The 17601-nt window shown below is 59.2% G+C and carries 10 protein-coding genes; 6 read left to right on the top strand and 4 right to left on the bottom strand.

Features of this window, described 5'->3' with window-relative positions; genetic code table 11:
- The first annotated feature begins 33 nt into the window (after window positions 1–33).
- The 5 genes from DCH402_RS10460 to DCH402_RS10440 are packed head-to-tail and all read left to right on the top strand — an operon-like array spanning window position 34 to window position 13668.
- Complete coding sequence (locus DCH402_RS10460; protein WP_152486914.1) at window positions 34–7572, top strand: putative Ig domain-containing protein; 7539 nt, start codon at window positions 34–36, stop codon at window positions 7570–7572.
- A gap of 54 nt (window positions 7573–7626) precedes the next feature.
- Entirely contained in the window at window positions 7627–9426 is a 1800-nt protein-coding gene (locus tag DCH402_RS10455; RefSeq protein ID WP_050583364.1) for a TolC family protein, read from the top strand.
- On the top strand, window positions 9423–10214 hold the full coding sequence (locus DCH402_RS10450) for an efflux RND transporter periplasmic adaptor subunit (protein ID WP_040001028.1): 792 nt from the start codon (window positions 9423–9425) through the stop codon (window positions 10212–10214). Before DCH402_RS10455 ends, DCH402_RS10450 begins: the two co-directional genes overlap by 4 nt.
- Complete coding sequence (locus tag DCH402_RS10445; RefSeq protein ID WP_040001027.1) at window positions 10204–11532, top strand: efflux RND transporter periplasmic adaptor subunit; 1329 nt, start codon at window positions 10204–10206, stop codon at window positions 11530–11532. Before DCH402_RS10450 ends, DCH402_RS10445 begins: the two co-directional genes overlap by 11 nt.
- 6 nt (window positions 11533–11538) lie before the next feature.
- Window positions 11539–13668 (top strand): HlyD family efflux transporter periplasmic adaptor subunit, encoded by a 2130-nt coding sequence (locus tag DCH402_RS10440; RefSeq protein ID WP_050583292.1) that lies wholly within the window; start codon window positions 11539–11541, stop codon window positions 13666–13668.
- A 280-nt stretch (window positions 13669–13948) separates the two neighbouring features.
- Here DCH402_RS10440 and ychF read toward each other — a convergent pair whose 3' ends face one another.
- The 3 genes from ychF to DCH402_RS10425 all read right to left on the bottom strand — a co-directional run bounded on the left by ychF (window position 13949) and on the right by DCH402_RS10425 (window position 15981).
- Entirely contained in the window at window positions 13949–15040 is a 1092-nt protein-coding gene (gene ychF, locus DCH402_RS10435; RefSeq protein ID WP_012769775.1) for a redox-regulated ATPase YchF, read from the bottom strand.
- 127 nt (window positions 15041–15167) lie between these two features.
- Window positions 15168–15755, bottom strand: coding sequence for an aminoacyl-tRNA hydrolase (gene pth / locus DCH402_RS10430; RefSeq protein WP_040001026.1), 588 nt, complete (start codon window positions 15753–15755; stop codon window positions 15168–15170).
- A 13-nt stretch (window positions 15756–15768) separates the two neighbouring features.
- Window positions 15769–15981, bottom strand: coding sequence for a hypothetical protein (locus DCH402_RS10425; RefSeq protein WP_040001025.1), 213 nt, complete (start codon window positions 15979–15981; stop codon window positions 15769–15771).
- A 22-nt stretch (window positions 15982–16003) separates the two neighbouring features.
- Between DCH402_RS10425 and ychH the strand changes: the two genes are divergently transcribed.
- Window positions 16004–16279 (top strand): stress-induced protein YchH, encoded by a 276-nt coding sequence (gene ychH / locus DCH402_RS10420; RefSeq protein WP_040001024.1) that lies wholly within the window; start codon window positions 16004–16006, stop codon window positions 16277–16279.
- A 331-nt stretch (window positions 16280–16610) separates the two neighbouring features.
- On the opposite strand, the gene prs is transcribed toward ychH, so the two are convergent.
- Window positions 16611–17558 (bottom strand): ribose-phosphate diphosphokinase, encoded by a 948-nt coding sequence (gene prs, locus DCH402_RS10415; RefSeq protein WP_012769780.1) that lies wholly within the window; start codon window positions 17556–17558, stop codon window positions 16611–16613.
- Between the last annotated feature and the right edge of the window lie 43 nt (window positions 17559–17601).

Raw genomic sequence — 17601 nt, 5'->3', positions numbered from 1 at the left:
CAGCGCCGCCTGTTGCCATTTTTAGGTGAAGTTATGCAAAAATCATTCCCCCGTCCTGCCTGGAGCCAGACGCTGGCGCTGGAACCGCGCATGATGTTTGATGCCGCCGCCGGCGCTACCGCCATTGAGGTAGCCAACGCCCAGCTCAACGCCGCCGCGCCAGACGCCACCGCCACTCCGGTTAGCGGCGCGGTCTATGCCATTGATAAAAACGGCGGGCTCGGCGCAGACGTGCCGCTGTTCAGCAACGCCGATGTCTCCACCGATAACGCCGGGAATGAAATCACCAGACTGGTGATCACCGTCGGCACCACCGGGAGCAATCAGGCGCTGATGATTGATGGCACCGCGATTGCGCTGACCACCACGTCCGAGATGCAGGAAACCCGCACCAGTCACTATACCTATAATGTCGATGTCGCCGACGGCAACACCACCATTACGCTGTTTCTGGCCAACGGCGACACGGCGACGACGCCGGATGCGGTGGAAACACTGATTAACGGCATCAACTATCGTGCGCTCGACAGCAACGTCGCCAACGGCGAGGTGACGGTGACGCTGAAAAGCATTGCGGATGTTGATGGCGACAGCAGCGAGCTTGATATCAGCGCCCGCCTGCAGGTGGAGAACAACAAAAACCTCGCGCCGACCCTCGACCATACCGCCGATCTGGCCTTGCGTGACGATCTGACGGTGGCCGCGTTGGCCGATAGCGGGGCGGCGGTAGGTTATTCCCGCGATGGCCGCTTTGCCTATATCGCCGGCAGCAAAGGCACGCTGCTGGTGTATGCGGTGTCCGATACCGGCGGGCTGAACAAAGTCCAGTCCCTTACCGGGCTGATCCCCGAACCCGATCCTGATGCATACCAACCCGCAGTGATTAACGGCATCGTCGTTGGCGATAAAGCAGTATATCTGCTGTATGGCAGCGAAGTGATGACACTGAGCCGCGCCAGCGATGGTTCCGTCAGCCTGACCAGCACCGATGGCATCGGCGATACATCCGTTAATGCCATTCTCAGTGGCGATGGCAGAAATCTCTATATCAGTTCGCAGTGGAACGGCATTTATGTGTATGACATTGCCAGTGACGGTACGCTGACACCGGTTGAAGATTCACGCTTTACCGGCAATGCCGACCGTTCCGCCGGCATAGCGGTGGCGGGCGACTACCTGTTTACGATGATTCCGAGCGGTGATTTTCAGTCCATTTCGGTGCTAAGGCGCACCACCGTGGATGGCGTGACCACGCTGGTTCTGGTCGATAACACCACGGTGGCGTCTGACTGGAACTTCACCGCGCCTTTCCGACTAGCCGCCAGCCGCGACGGCAGCCAGGTTTACTCGCTGAATACCGAAGACGGTACGCTCATCACCTGGCGTTTCGACGGCGCTAAACTGACGCAAATAGACAGCCGCATTGTGGCATCCGCTGAGGCGATCGCCATCAGCGCCGACAACCGGCAACTGTTCGTCAGCACCCGCGACGGCACGCTGTATCGCTATAACATTGGCAGCGACGGCGCACTGACAGAAATCGCCCGCCAGAGCACCGGCGGCAGCCTGGCGCTGGCGGTTTCCGATGCGTCATTACTGGTGGTGGGCGGTAACAGCATCGAGCGTTACAGTTCTGAGCTGACGTATACCGTCGGAGCGGATGCGATTGCCGTGACGGAAACGCTGACGCTGGCAGACAGCAATGCCGATGTACTCAACAGCGGAGCAGGCAACTACGCTGGCACCACGATTACCATTACCGCCAGTGAGGGCAGCAATAACCAGTTTACGTTTCAGGCCGCTAACGGGCTCAGCGTCAATGGCAACCAGTTACTGTTAAACGATACCGTGATTGGCGGTTTTGTCACCAACGGCAACCGCGTAACCCTCAGTTTTACCGCCGATGTCAGCACCGCTACGGCAAATCCGGTATTGCATCAGATACTGTGGGCCAGCACCGGCGTCAGTAGCGCACGGGTGACGCTGACGGTGGTGGTGAATGATGGCGAACTGAACAGTCAGCCGCAGACGGTTGCCGTGCGAGTCAACCAGGGGCCGGTGCGTAATGACGGCGTGGCGGGCAGCTATACCTTGCCTGTCGCGACGTCGGAGACGGCTTACCGCGTCACCTTGCCTGCGCTGTTTAACGATGCCAACGGCGATAACCTCAACTGGTCGGTCACCGGGTTGCCGGACGGACTGCGTTTTGATCCCGAAACCCGCACCCTCTCCGGCTCAACTACCGTCACCGGCACGAGAACCCTGACCATCACCGTGACGGATACCTCGGGCGCAAGCGCCAGCACCACGCTGGAACTGACGGTGAATCAGATTGACAACCGTGCGCCGGCGGCGAGTGCAACCGCGCCGACGGCCTTTACCTCGGCGGTGATTAACGAAACCTATAGCCTGACGCTGGATGCCGGCATGTTCCATGATGCCGACAGTATCTATGGCGACAATCTGCGCTGGCAGGTCAGCGGGCTGCCGGCGGGGCTGCGTTTCGATGCCGACACGTTGACCATTAGCGGCACCGCCACGGCGCTGAGTAATGGCGCGGTCACCATTACGGTGACCGATGCGTCAAACGCAACCACCACATTATCCGTCACCTTGCGGGTGATTACCGCGGATGAAGCCGCGAATCGCGCGCCGGTACTGCAACCGGACGCCAGTTCTCTGAGCTATACCAGTCAGGGTGGTCTGAGCGGCTACAGCTATTATGTCGACAATATCGCGCTGTCGGCAGACGGCGGGATGCTGGCGGTGGTGGGCGGCACCGGCGCTAACTACACCGGGACGATTTACGTCAATTTGTATAGCCGTGATAGCCGTAGTGGTGAGCTGACGCTGTTAAAGTCTTACACCCAGGGCACCAGCAATGATGGTAACGACAATAACGGGATTGAAATCGATGGCCTGCGGGGCATGACCGCCGTGGCGTTCTCCGCCGATGGCAACACCCTGTATCTTTCCGGCAGCAACAGTCAAAACAACGCGGTATTGCAGGCATTCAGTATCGGCGCTGACGGCGCATTAACGCTGATTGATAGCGAGCTGGTCAGCGCCCCGGTGGTGAAAGTGGCGATCGCCGGCGACGGTAACAGCGTCTACGCCATGACGGCCACCGGCTTGTATCGCTACAGCCGCGATACTCAGGGGATGTTAACTGCACAGCAAAGCTTTACCGGGCTGAGTAACGCGCAGTCGATCTCGGTCGATCAGAACCAGGTTTATGTGTTGGGCGGCAGCGGCAATTTGTCTGTCTACGCCGTTGACGGCAATGGCGTATTGAGCGCACAAGGGACGTTATCGCGTTCCGGTACGGCACTGACCTGGACCGATAACCATGGCGTCGGCACCAGCGTGGGTACGCTTGCGGCAAGCGGCGGGCTAAACGCGGGCATCGTGATATCGATGGCGGTCTCCGAGGGTTACATCTACGTGGTGACCGGCAACAGTAACTATCTGACGGTGCTGCATTATGATGCGGGCAGTAACCGTGTCAGTCTGGTGTCGTCGCGCAATATTTCCAGTGAAATAGGCAACGTCTTCCCGATGTCCGCCACGCTGTCCGCCGATGGTTCTGCGTTATATGTGGGCAGTAACAGCGGTCGGTTTGCGGTTTACCAGGTGGGCGAGCAGGGCAACCTGACGCTGCGCTCCTCGTTAAACGGTGCTGGTGCCATGTTGGTGGTGGTCACCTCCGCGGATGGCAAATCGATTTATGGCGGCTCGCGTTACTATTCAACCGGCTTACGCCTGTTTAGCGGCGACGCCGGGCTCGTTCAGGCCGACTGGACGGAAGGAAGCCGTACCCAACTGGCCAGTCAGATAGTACTGTCCGATATGGATTATGACCGGCTGAACAATGGTGCCGGCAACTATAACGGTGCGAGCATCATCATCGCACGCGAGGGCAGCGCCAGTGCCGATGACACTTACAGCCTGGCGGAAGGCAACGGCCTGACCCTGAATAACGGTGTGATTGCGCTGAACGGCACGGCGATTGCCACCGTCACGCAGACCGACGGGCGACTGACCGTCACCTTCACTGCCGATGTCACCCGTGCCGTCGCCAGGCAGGTACTGCATCAGATCAGTTGGCGGAGTACCAGCCACACCCCACCGGCCAGCCTGAACATGGTGGTGAGTTTCCGTGATCAATACGTCACCACCGATCAGTTGATAACGGTAAACGTTACCCCGGTTAATGACGCGCCGACCCTCAACAGCCAGAGCACCAACCCGACCTGGCGCGATAACACCACCACCGTAAAGGTATTTAGCAACACCGTTATCGACACCGTTGAACCCGGCCAGAACATCCTCGGTTTGACGCTGACCGTTGCCGGGCTAGTGCGTGGTGAAAACGACTATCTGGTGATCGACGGTAAAACGGTCACGCTGGCAGACGGCGTGCGCGTGATCACCAACAATAGCCTGGTGATTAACGTCTCGGTCACGGATGGCGTGGCGACGGTATCGATTTCCAGCCTTAACGGCATGACCAGCACTGCGGCGCAAACGCTGGTGGAGGGCATCGCTTACGGCAACAGCGATGCGCATAGCGGCACGCGGCAGGTAACGCTAACCCAGGTACGCGACAGCGGCGGTACGGCGCAGGGCGGCAACGACAACAGCACGCTGGATATCCGCTCTACCATTACCTTGCAGGCGGAAAATATGCCGCCGCGGCTGACGGCGCCGGAAAACAATCTGCTGGAACAGGCCGACAGCCTGAGCGCCGTCAGCGGGCTGGGGGCGATAACGCACTCGATGCTCTCGGCCGACGGCACCACCCTGTATGTCACCGACGGTAGCGGCATGATCGCGCTGTTTAGCCGTGATCCGGCGACGGGGAAACTGAGCTGGGTGAGCAATATCGCCACCGGTCTGGGCGCTATCGGCAGCATTACCCTGACCGATGATGGCCTGATGATGCTGGTTGCGGGCGGCGACACGTTGTCGGTCTTCAGCCTAACCCGTGACGGTCAACCGACATTGCAAGGCAGTTATGAAGTATGGGGTGTTTCCGGGGTGCAGGTCTCGGCCGATGGCGCTACCGTTTATGCGCTTGATTCCGCCTTCGGAATCAAGGTGTTCAGCCGCGACGTCACCAGCGGCACGCTGAACGTGTTACAGGAGATTGGCTATGATGCCTGGGAAGAGCCGCGTCTGTTCTCGCCAGTGGCGCTGACGGCCAAAGGCGACTATCTCTACGTGATTACCGATCCGGTTTCCGGTCAGTTCCCGAATTCACTGATTGTCTATCAACGCCAGTCAGACGGCACACTGGCATTTGTCAGCGTGCTGCATGACGGCGAAGCTGATGCCAGCGGCGCCATCATGGATCTCCGCGCGCCGACCCGGATCACCGTCAGTGATGATGGCAGCCAAATCTATGTGGTTAACGGCGGCAATCTCAATATTTACGCTTTCAACCACACCACCGGCAAACTGCTGCACGTCGATACGCTGGAGAATATCGGCGCAGTCAATGCGCTGACGCTGTCTCCGGCGCAGGACCCACTGTATGTATTGCACAACGATGGCGACGTACAGGTCTACCGCATCAGCAGCGCGGGCGTGCTCTCGCTTGCGAACACCTACCGCAGCGCCGACTATGCGGCGCTCAGCGGCGCCACCGCCATTCAAGCCACCCGCGATGGGGCGCTGCTTGTCAGCGGCAGCCAGATCGTTAGTTTTATTCCGGCGTCCGATGAACTGCGCTACACCGTTGGCAGCGGCGCCGACCTCGCCTTTACCGGCGGGCTTGTCCTGTCTGATCAAGGGCTGGATGTCCTGAACAACGGACTGGGCAACTACGGCGGTGCCGGCATTACGGTGAAAGATAGCAGCGGGCTGGGCCGTTTTGCCTTGCGTGCAGACAGCCGGCTTACCTTCGGCGATGACGGCCAACTGCGGGATAACGGGGTCGTCGTCGGTCGCTTCACCCAGCAGGGCGGCGTGCTGAGCATCACCTTTGCTGATGGCGTTACCACCGCCACCGCCAATAATGTGCTCGCCAGCCTGACTTACAGCAATACCAACCTCGACACCGCCAACCCGGTTACGCTGTCGGTCAGCGCCAGCGACGGCCAACTGACCAGCGGCGACTGGCAACGCAGCCTGACCATCAACCATGCGCCGCAGGCGAGCGACGGCGCTCTCCAGCCGATCATCGCCACCGTCGGCGCGCCGATCAGTCTGACGTTGCCGGCGGGTCTGTTCAGCGATGCCGACGGCGACAATCTGAACTGGGCCATCAGCGGGTTGCCCGCCGGTTACCGCTTTGACGCCGCCAGCCGCACCCTCAGCGGCGTCGCCGACACCGCCGGACTTTACACCCTGACCATCACCGTGACCGACGGTGATAGCGCCAGTGCCGGTCGCACGTTGTCGCTTCGGGTTAATACTGCGCCGCAGGCGGGCGAGGGCGACACCACCTTCACGCGGACGGTCGGCGAACCGGTAAACATCACGCTGGCGGACAGCCTGTTTAACGATGCCGAGGGCGACGCGCTGAATTGGCAGGTAACCGGTCTGCCGGACGGTCTGCGTTTTGATGCGGATAACCATACGCTGAGCGGCAACCTGGCCGTTGGCCGTTATAGCCTGGTGATTACCGCCACCGACATCTGGGGCGCCGGCACCAGCCGTCAGCTAGTGCTGAACATAACCCCGCCCCCGACGGACGGCAACGCCGGCAGCAATAACGATAACGGCGATACCAATAGCAATAACAATAACAGTAACGGCCCAGATCCGGTGATTCTGCCGCTGACCGCGGCGTTTACCGGACAGGCAAGCCGCGACGACGAGCGTTTCTTGCCGATGGAGGCGTCGCCGTTGCGTCCCGACGCGATACCGGGCGTCTCCGGCGCACCTGCCGATACGCCGGATGGCGTCGCGTATAACACCGTTGCCGCCACCGGTGGCGCAGTGCTGGCCAGCGGCGCACTGAATTATCAGGAGGCACCGTGGGCGCTGGCGCCGGTGATGACGAACCTGATGCCGCCGCTGGAACGGCTGAGCGTCGCCGTAGCTTCAGCCGACGGCGAACGACTGACGCGCACCACCGCCTGGTCCGGCGTCTGGCAGGACAACGGCGACGGCCGGTTGGTGTTCCGCCTGCCGCAGGGGTTGCAGGCCGGCGTCGGTTTTGTCGCGGCGCAACTGGCGAACGGGCGACCATTACCGACATGGATTCAGTTCGACGCCCGGCAGGGCGAACTGCGCATCATCAGTGCCGATGCGGCGCGTAGCGGACAGATTCAACTGCGTTTGCAGCGTGCCGATGGCGCGCCGGCACTGGTGCTGACGCTGCGTGATGGCCGCCTGCTCACCACCGCCGAGGTGAACGGCACCACCGCGGATACCTCGGCAACAACCATAACGGAAAGCGCGACTGAACGCGCGGTGGCGGCGGGCGATGCCGCTGCCGTGACGCCGCGTGCTACGCCAGCCGATGCACCGGCCTTTAATCCGGGTCTTTCACACTCGCTGGCCGCGCTGCGCGGCGACAGTGACGATTTGCTTCAGGCGCTGACCGCACTGGCGCGCGATTAACAGGGATAACACTTTTTAAACATGACGACATTCAACATGACGACATTCAAAACGATGGGATTGACCCCGACACACGTTTCCCCGATGGGGGCCATTAGCGCGCCGCGTCGGCTTAGCCTGTCGATTGCGCTGGCCTGCGCCTTGCTGGCCGGGTGCGCGGTGGCGCCGGAACCGATGACGGCGCAGGAGCAGGTGGCGCAAGCGATGAGCGATCGCAGCCGGATGTTCGCCGATCAGGAACCGGTACGCGGCACTATCACGCTGGATGAAGCGATTGCCCGCGCGCTGAAATACAACTTGTCGCAGCGCGTGGCGTTGATGGAACAGGCGATGGAAGACGACCTGCACGACGTGGCGCGGCTGGATATGCTGCCGAAACTGGCGGCGCGCGCCGGATTACAAACCCGCGATAATGTCGCCGCGTCCAGCAGCCAGTCGATTACCACCGGACGACAGTCTCTGGAGGCATCGACCAGTCAGGATCAAAACTCGCGCAACGGTGATTTAACCCTGAGCTGGAACGTGCTCGACTTCGGCATTAGCTATGTGAATGCACGTATGCAGGCGAACAAAACCCTCGCCGCTGAAGAACGCCGCCGCAAAGTGGTGGCGGATATTACCCGGCAGGTCCGCACGGCCTACTGGGAAGCGGCGACCGCGCAACGCCTGAAACCGGAAGTGACCCGCGCCCTGAGTGAGGCGCGTCAGTCGCTGGAGTATGCGCGTCAGACCGAGCGCGAACGCCTGCTGGCACCGGTGGAAGCGCTGCGCTTCCAGAAAAACATGCTGGAAATGGTGCGTCAATTGGAGGTGGTCGACAGCGATTTGGCGCTGGCGAAATCGCGTCTGGCCGCGTTGATGAACCTGCCGCCCGCCAGCGACTTCAGCCTGGTGGTGCCGGACGAGAACAGCCTGAATACACCGAAAATGCGTTATACGCTGGGCGAGCTGGAAAATGTCTCGATGGTGCGCCGCCCGGAAATTCGTGAAGAAAGCTACCAGGCGCGCAACGCCGTGCTGGAAACCCGCCGTTCGCTGCTGCGTCTGTTGCCGGGCGTTAACCTGTTTGCCGGTATCAACGGCGACAGCAACAGCTATCTGGTCAACCACAGTTGGGCCAGCGCCGGGATGCAGGTCAGCGGCAACCTGTTGAATGTCTTCGCCTGGTCGTCGGTAAAACGCGCCGGTGAATCAGCACAGGCGCTGGCGGAAACCCGCCGTCAGGCGATGCGTATGGCCGTGCTGGCGCAGGTTAACATCGCCTGGCAGGAGTACCAGAGCAGCGTGCAGATGTTTAACCGTTATCAGGAACTGGCGCGTATTCAACAGGGAATTTATCGCCAGACCGCGCTCAACTACCACAATCAGGCGGCGACGCAAATGGAGCAGGTGCGCGTCAGCACCGAAACTATCCTCACCACCCGCGCCCGTGACCGCAGCTATGCGGCAATGCAGAATGCGCTGGGCAGCGTATATCAGGCGTCCGGTCTGGATATGTTGCCGGATCGCGTCGGCGATATCAGTCTGGCCGCGCTGAGCAACACCATTGCCCGCGCCAACCAGCAGATTGAAAGCGGTGCGGTGACGCTGCCGACACTCCCTGCCTCCACACCGCCCGCGCCGACACAGAGCGTGCCGACGGCACCCGTTCGTCAGGTCAGCGCCGTGCAGTCTGTTGTACCGAACGCTGTTGTACCGAACGCTGTTGTACCGAACGCTGCTGCGCTGAACGGCACTCCGCTTGCCGACACGGCACCGGTGAAACCGCTACCGGCGGCCGCGAAACCACAGCCGTATCAGGTATCATCCGATAACTGGAACAGCCTGAACTCGCTTTCCGGAGGCGTGCAATGAAGCGATGCAGGGTTGCCAAACCGCTGCTGCTGGCGCTGATGATGGTCTTTGCCGACCGTGCGCTGGCGCAGTCGGCGCAGCAAGAACCGGTGCGCGTGCAACTGAGCGCGGTGCGCCAGACCACGCTTTCCAGCGGTATTACGGCACGCATCACCCATCTGGCCGTCAAAGAGGGCGACCGCGTTAAGCAGGGGCAGGTACTGCTGAGTTTTGACTGTGCGGTGCTAAAAGAGAAACTGAATTACGCCAGCGCCAGCGAACAGGCGGCGCGCAAAAAACTGGAGATTGCCAACCGCCTCGACAAGCTGAACTCGATCAGCGTCTCTGATGTGGAACAGGCGCGTTCGGCAGTGAGCATGGCGCTGGCCGAAAGCGGCGTAAACCGCGCCATGCTGGAGCGCTGCGACATCAAAGCGCCGTTTTCCGGACGCGTGACCGAAACGCTGGTGCGTAACTGGGAAACGGTGCCGGAAGGCAAGCCGTTGCTGTCGCTTTACGACGACAGCGCCTTTGAACTGGAGATGATTGTGCCGTCGCGCTGGCTGCGCTGGTTGCGCGCCGATACGCCGTTTAGCGTGGCGCTGGATGAAACCGGGCAGCGCTACCCGGCGAAAATCTCCCGCCTTTCTTCATCGGTCGATGCGGTGAGCCAGTCGGTTAAAGTGTTTGGGCAAATCGCCGGTCACGACGACGGCTTGTTGCCGGGGATGAGCGGCGTGGCGCATTTCAGCGCGCCGGCGGCACCGGACAACCCCCTTCAGGACGACGCGGTTAATCATGCACAGTAATTCGCCTCCGCCGGATAATGACGCGCGCCTGCGCCTGCTTGGCGAACTGCTGCGTTTGCAGGCGCGCGCACGTGAGCAGGAGAGCGCTGACGAACTGGCGTTCTTTATGGTCAATGAAACCCATCGCCTGCTGCCATACCGTCAGGCGCTGTTGTGGCAGGGAGACGGCGACTTGCTGCGCGCCGCTTCCGGTCTCGTTACGCTGGATAGCCATGCGCCGTTGTGCCGTGAAATGGTGCGCTGGTGCCGACAGTGGCGGCAATACCGGCAACCGCAGCGGCTGGACGCCGACCAGCTTGATGCCGGGGACAGGGCGCTATGGCAGGAGTACCTGCCGCCGCATGGCCTGTGGTTGCCGCTGGCGGGCGCGGATGATCTGGCGCTGCTGCTGCTGCGCGACTCGCCGTGGCAAGAGAACGAATTACGGCTGCTAAACGAACTGGCAGGCGCTTACGGCCACGCCTGGCGCAGCCTGACCGCCAGCCGCCGCCTGCGTCGTCCGCGCCCTAACCGCCGTTGGGTCATGGCGGGGCTGGCATTGCTGGTCGCCATCATGTTGATCCCGGTGCGCCAGTCGGTGATTGCCCCGGCTGAAGTGGTGGCGCATCGCCCGGCGCTGGTGCGCGCCCCGCTGGCGGGGGTGATCGACGAGATTGTAGCGCGTCCTAATCAGCCGGTGACTCGCGGACAAGTGCTGCTGCGCCTCGATTCCCGTGAGTTGCAAAACCAACTGGAGAGTGCGCGTCAGCAATTCGCCGCCCGTGACGCCGAGTATCGTCAGGCGCAGCAGTTGGCGCTGAGCGACGCCGATGCCAAAGCGCAACTGGCGGTACTGGCCAGCCGCCGTGAACAGGGGCGTGCGGAGATGGCCTTCCTGCAAGCGCAACTGGCGCGTACTGAACTCAGCGCCCCGCGCGACGGCGTGGCTATTTTTGATGACGTCAGCGATCTGCTGGGGCGCCCGGTTTCAGTCGGGGAGCGCATTATGCAAGTAGCGGACCCGCAGGAAAGCGAGCTTGAAATCCTGTTGCCTGCGGCGGACGCCATTGCGTTGTCGCCCGGCGCAGAGGTGCGGCTGTTCCTGAATGTCGCGCCGGATAGATCGCAGCCAGCGGAACTGCAACAGATCGGTTACCGGGCGACATTAACGCCGGACAACATGATGGCGTACAAGCTGCGTGCGCGTTTTCAGCAACAGGAGGCGCTGGTGCAAATTGGCCTTAAAGGCAGCGCTAAGATTTATGGCGAACGCACCGTGCTGATTGCCTGGCTGTTGCGTAAACCGTGGTCAGCGCTGCGCGTCTGGCTGGGAGTGTAGGGAAGCATGGCCATGCCGGAGTCACAGGCGAACCGCCTGCTGCCGTTACGCGAGGAGTTGATCCTGCATCGCGGGCCTGCCAACTGGGATGGTTCACCCAGTTGGACGCTGGAAGATCCGCTACGCGGGCGCTTTTTCCGCCTCGGCTGGCTGGAGATGGCGCTGTTGTCGCGTTGGTCGGTCGGCGACCGGCAGCGATTGATTGCTGACGTCAATCGCCAGATGCCGCTGGAGATTAACGAGGCGGACGTGGACGGCTTCAGCCATTTTCTTCAGCAGCACGCTCTGACGCGCGCCGATGGCGATGCCGCGCTGCGCGACTTCATGCGCCAGAAAACGCAGGCCAGGCACGTCTGGTGGCGTTGGTTACTGCATAACTATCTGTTTTTACGTATTCCATTATTCCATCCGCATCGTGGATTGCAGCGTATGTTGCCCTGGGTAGCGTTTTTTTATCGCCGCCCCTTTTGGCTGGCGACGCTGGCGGCCGGCATCAGCGGGCTGGTGTTCGCCAGCCGCCAGTGGCAAACGTTTCTGCACACCTTTTTGCACTTCTTCACGCTGGAAGGCGCACTGCTGGCCGGGGCGACGCTGGTGTTCACCAAATGTCTGCACGAACTCGGTCATGCGTTCACCTGTACCCGCTATGGCGCGCGCGTCTCTACGCTGGGGGTGGCGTTTCTGGTGTTGATGCCGGTGCTCTATACCGACACGTCGGCGTCGTGGAAATTACCGCGCCGTCAGCCACGCCTGGCGATTGGGGCGGCCGGTATGCTGGTGGAACTGGCGCTGGCCGCCTGGGCGACGCTCGCCTGGAGCTTCCTGCCTGACGGCATGTGGCGCAGTGCGGCGTTTATGCTCGCCACCACCACCTGGATCATGACGTTGCTGATTAACCTCAGCCCGTTGATGCGCTTTGACGGCTATTTCCTGCTGTCTGATGTGCTTGGCGTACCGAACCTGCAACCCCGCGCCTTTGCGCTGGCACGCTGGAAACTGCGCGAGTGGTTGTTCGGGCTGGGCTCACCGCCGCCGGAGTGCTGGCCGCGCTGGTTGCAACGCACGCTGCTGGCGTACTCTTTCGCAACCTGGGTGTATCGCCTGTTTCTGTTTACCGGCATTGCGCTGCTGGTTTATCACATGGCGTTTAAGTTGCTGGGAATGTTGCTGTTCGCGGTCGAAATTGGCTGGTTTGTACTGTTGCCGGTCTGGAACGAACTGCGTGAATGGACCAAACGACGTAAGGATTACCGTATGAATCGTCATCTGACGATCACCCTCTGTGCCGTCACGCTGGCGCTGTCGGCGCTGCTGCTGCCGTGGCAACGCACGGTGTATGCGCCGGCGTTGCTGCGCGCAGATCAACAACACAGTTTCTATATGCCGCTGGCCGGGCGTGTGCAGCAGATGGCGGTACAACCGGGAGACGCGGTGAAGCAAGGGCAGATATTGTTTACCTTGCAGGCGGATAGCGAGGCGCATCAACGCCAGCAGTTGGCGCTGCAACTGAAAACGCTCGCCTGGCAACAAGAGTATCAACTGCTGAACCACCGTGCGGCACAGGAACACCAGCGTATTCGCCAGGAACGCGAAGCCGCCAGCCAGCGCTACCAGGTGCTGGATCAACAACAACAGGCATTGCTTGTGCGCGCGCCGTTTGACGGTGTGATGGCGGACCTGATGACGCCACTCTCGGCGGGAGACTGGCTGGCGCAAGGGGAGTGGTTAGGCACCCTGACCGGCCCGCGCGGCGGGCTGGTGGAAGCGCTGGTGTCTGAACAGGACTGGCGGCGTTTGCGCGCAGGCGATAGCGGCACGTTCTACCCACGCGACGCCTCACGCGCCGGCGTCGCGGTGACGGTGACGGATATCGAACGCACCGCGCTGCACGATATGCGCCCGCTGGCGGAACTGGCGTCGCTGTATGGCGGGCCGGTAGCGACGTTAAACGATAGACAACAGAAACTACCGCCGGAACAAGCGGTATACCGTGTGGTACTGGCAGTCGCGCCGGACAGCGCGGCACCGGCGCAGGTGCTGACGGGAACCGTGACCTTGCAAGGGGAGGCGCAAAGCCCACTCGCGCGCCTGTGGCAACGGGTGAGGGCGGTGTTGATTCGGGAATTGTCGTTTTAGGTAAAGGCGAATAGCCGGTTAGCAGTTCAAGACTGCTGGTTGGCGGAGGAACAGAGGCGAGACATTATGCATAAAACCCCCGCGCTTGCGCTGAGATATCCGATATCCCCACAAAATCAGCGCTAATAAGCCAACACCATCAAACATGCTGGATTTGCCGTTGCGCCTTCACGGCATCAACTGAGACGCCATGAAAAAAATCCACGCAACTGCGTGGATTTTATAGGTTTTTGTAGCTTTCATGAGATTCGATGAAACCTCATGAGACAACACATTTTATTTAGACGTTAAACAAGAAATTCATAATATCGCCGTCTTTAACGATATATTCTTTCCCTTCTGAACGCATTTTGCCGGCTTCTTTGGCGCCTTGTTCACCTTTGTACGTGATGAAATCGTCAAAGGCGATGGTCTGGGCGCGGATAAAGCCTTTCTCGAAGTCGGTGTGAATTTTACCGGCCGCCTGCGGCGCCGTGGCACCGACCGGGATGGTCCAGGCGCGGACTTCTTTTACTCCAGCGGTGAAGTAGGTTTGCAGGTTCAGCAATTCATAACCCGCGCGGATTACGCGGTTTAAGCCTGGCTCTTCCAGACCCAGCTCCGCCATGAACTCATCGCGCTCTTCATCATCAAGTTCGGCAATGTCAGATTCAACGGCGGCACATACCGGCACGACCACGGAACCTTCTTTAGCTGCGATTTCGCGAACCTGATCCAGATAAGGGTTGTTCTCGAAGCCGTCTTCATTAACGTTGGCGATGTACATGGTCGGTTTCAGCGTCAGGAAGCTGAGATAGCGGATCGCCGCTTTCTCTTCCGCGCTGAGATCCAGCGCGCGCAGCATACCGGCGTTTTCCAACTGCGGCAGGCATTTTTCCAGCGCGGCTTGTTCAACTTTTGCATCTTTATCGCCACCTTTGGCTTTCTTCTGTACGCGATGCAACGCGCGCTCACAGGTGTCCAGATCCGACAACGCCAGCTCAGTGTTGATGGTATCAATATCATCGGCAGGGTTGACCTTGCCCGAAACGTGAATGATGTTGTCGTTTTCAAAGCAACGCACCACATGGCCGATAGCTTCGGTTTCACGGATGTTGGTCAGGAACTGGTTGCCCAGGCCTTCGCCTTTGGAGGCGCCTTTCACCAACCCGGCGATATCCACGAATTCCATGGTGGTGGGGACGGTACGCTGCGGCTTGACGATCTCGGCCAACTGGTCGAGGCGCGGGTCCGGCATCGGCACTACGCCGGTGTTGGGTTCGATAGTACAAAACGGAAAGTTGGCCGCTTCGATACCGGCTTTGGTCAGCGCGTTGAACAGCGTGGATTTACCCACATTAGGCAGCCCAACGATACCGCATTTAAATCCCATGTTTATGTCACCTTAAAAATCACTAATCATCAGGCTTTGCTGAAAAAAGCCTGTCAGAATGGAAAAAATCAGTCTTGATGCCAATTATACACATAATGTGGCATGAACTCGATCCGCCGATCGTCAATCATGACGCTTTGAAAGCATGCAGGTGGTTCATGGCTTTAATCATGTCTTCTTTCATCAGGATATCCGTACAGCGCAACGATTCATCGATGGCTTGATCGATCAGGGTCTGTTCGCTGGCGGGCGGTTTACCGAGTACGAATCCCACCACTTTGTTTTTATCGCCCGGATGGCCGATGCCGATGCGTAAACGGTGAAAATTGGGATTGTTGCCGAGTTTGCTGACGATATCTTTCAGCCCGTTGTGGCCGCCGTGACCACCGCCGAGTTTCAGTTTGGCGACGCCGGGCGGCAGGTCAAGTTCGTCGTGCGCCACCAGAATTTCATCGGGCTGGATGCGATAGAAGGTTGCCATCGCCGCAACGGCTTTACCGCTGAGATTCATGAATGTTGTAGGCACCAGCAGGCGCACATCGTTACCCGCCAGCGACAGGCGTGCGGTATAGCCGAAAAATTTACTCTCTTCTTTCAGCGGTTGCCGATAGGCTTCCGCCAGGCGGTCAACGTACCAGGCGCCGGCGTTATGACGGGTGGCGGCGTATTCCGCGCCGGGGTTCGCCAGACCTACAATTAATTTGATACCACTCACAATTTGATACCACTCACAATTTGATACCACTCATTATTTGAGACGAATAGGCGATACGTTTGCGGCACTCAGGCACCGACGCATCAGGATAATCGGCAAAGGCGTTAGTGTAACGCAGGGCAAGTTGATCACCAACATGTGATCCTTCACGCAACCCTATCGGAAAGTGCTGCTTATACTGTGAATAAATCAGAAAAATACGCAGCAAGATTTTAGTTATTTCCACTGGATATTTCTGGAGGCGAAATATGAAACATAGGAATGCTGTGAGGGTGGGCAACGGATTTATGGGATTAGGTATGTTGCTGATGGTTGCCGGAATAGCCTATTCGGTTGCTAATCAACTGCCTGAATTAAACTTGCCTGGCTCTCTTTATTATGTGGAATTACTGGCTATTTTTGTCGGCGCCATTTTATGGCTGGCCGGTGCGCGTATTAGCGGGCGTGAAGCCGTGGCGGACAGGTATTGGTGGCTGAAGCATTTTGATAAACGCTGCTGCCGTGAACGGCATCGGAATCCATAAGCCTGTAGCCGAAGCGATACAATAAATATCGGCTGGAAAAGGGTGTCGAGGGTATTGGTCTGTTTATACCCGTCATATTCAAGTCGCCGGTGGGATGGCTGTATTACTCGGCCCATCCCATGGCTCGTTTTTTCAGGGTCACAGCGAGCTGGGTTCAACGCTGAACCCTGCAGAGTTGTCGTTCACACGAATAAGCTCATCGGCATTCACTCTATTGTGGCCTTTCTGCAACCCGAATTATTTAGGGTATATATTTCGCTACCAATAAAAACGCCACCGAATTAATAATTATTCGGTGGCGCAGTCATTGTCATTACAGCCGAAATATCGATTAGTGCTCGAACATCGCAGAAATAGATTCTTCGTTGCTGATACGGCGGATGGCTTCAGCCAGCATGCCAGATAACGTCAACGTGCGTACATTCGGCAGCGATTTAATGTTTTCCGACAGTGGAATGGTATCGCAGACAATCACTTCATCAATCACGGAGTTCTTGATGTTCTCGTAAGCGTTGCCGGAGAAAATCGGGTGGGTGGCATAAGCGAAGACACGTTTGGCGCCACGTTCTTTCAGCGCTTCCGCGGCCTTACACAAGGTGCCGCCGGTATCGATCATGTCATCGACCAGCACGCAATCGCGGCCTGCCACGTCACCGATGATATGCATCACCTGAGAAACGTTGGCGCGCGGGCGGCGTTTGTCGATGATTGCCATATCGGTGTCGTTTAACAGCTTGGCGATGGCACGGGCGCGAACCACGCCGCCGATATCCGGGGAAACCACAATCGGGTTATCCAGATTCTGCTGCAACATGTCTTCCAGCAGGATCGGGCTGCCGAACACGTTGTCTACCGGTACGTCGAAGAACCCCTGAATCTGTTCGGCATGCAGGTCCACCGTCAGGACACGGTCAACACCGACGCTGGAGAGAAAATCAGCCACGACTTTGGCGGTAATCGGTACACGGGCGGAACGCACACGGCGATCCTGACGGGCGTAGCCGAAATAGGGGATGACTGCGGTAATACGTCCTGCGGAAGCGCGGCGCAGGGCATCAACCATAACGACCAGCTCCATCAGGTTGTCGTTGGTGGGAGCACAGGTCGATTGGATGATGAAAATATCACCACCGCGTACATTTTCGTTGATTTGTACGCTGACTTCGCCGTCGCTAAAACGACCAACAGCAGCGTCGCCCAGACTGGTGTACAAACGGTTGGCAATACGTTGTGCTAGTTCCGGCGTAGCGTTACCAGCAAAAAGCTTCATATCAGGCACGAGAAGAACCTCAAGCTTGCGTCCAGAGAAATATCCGCCTGCG

The sequence above is a fragment of the Dickeya chrysanthemi NCPPB 402 genome, from assembly GCF_000406105.1.
Taxonomy (GTDB): domain Bacteria; phylum Pseudomonadota; class Gammaproteobacteria; order Enterobacterales; family Enterobacteriaceae; genus Dickeya; species Dickeya chrysanthemi.
The sequence above is the reverse complement of the archived record's forward strand: the minus strand, read 5'-3'. Positions and strand labels throughout refer to the sequence as shown.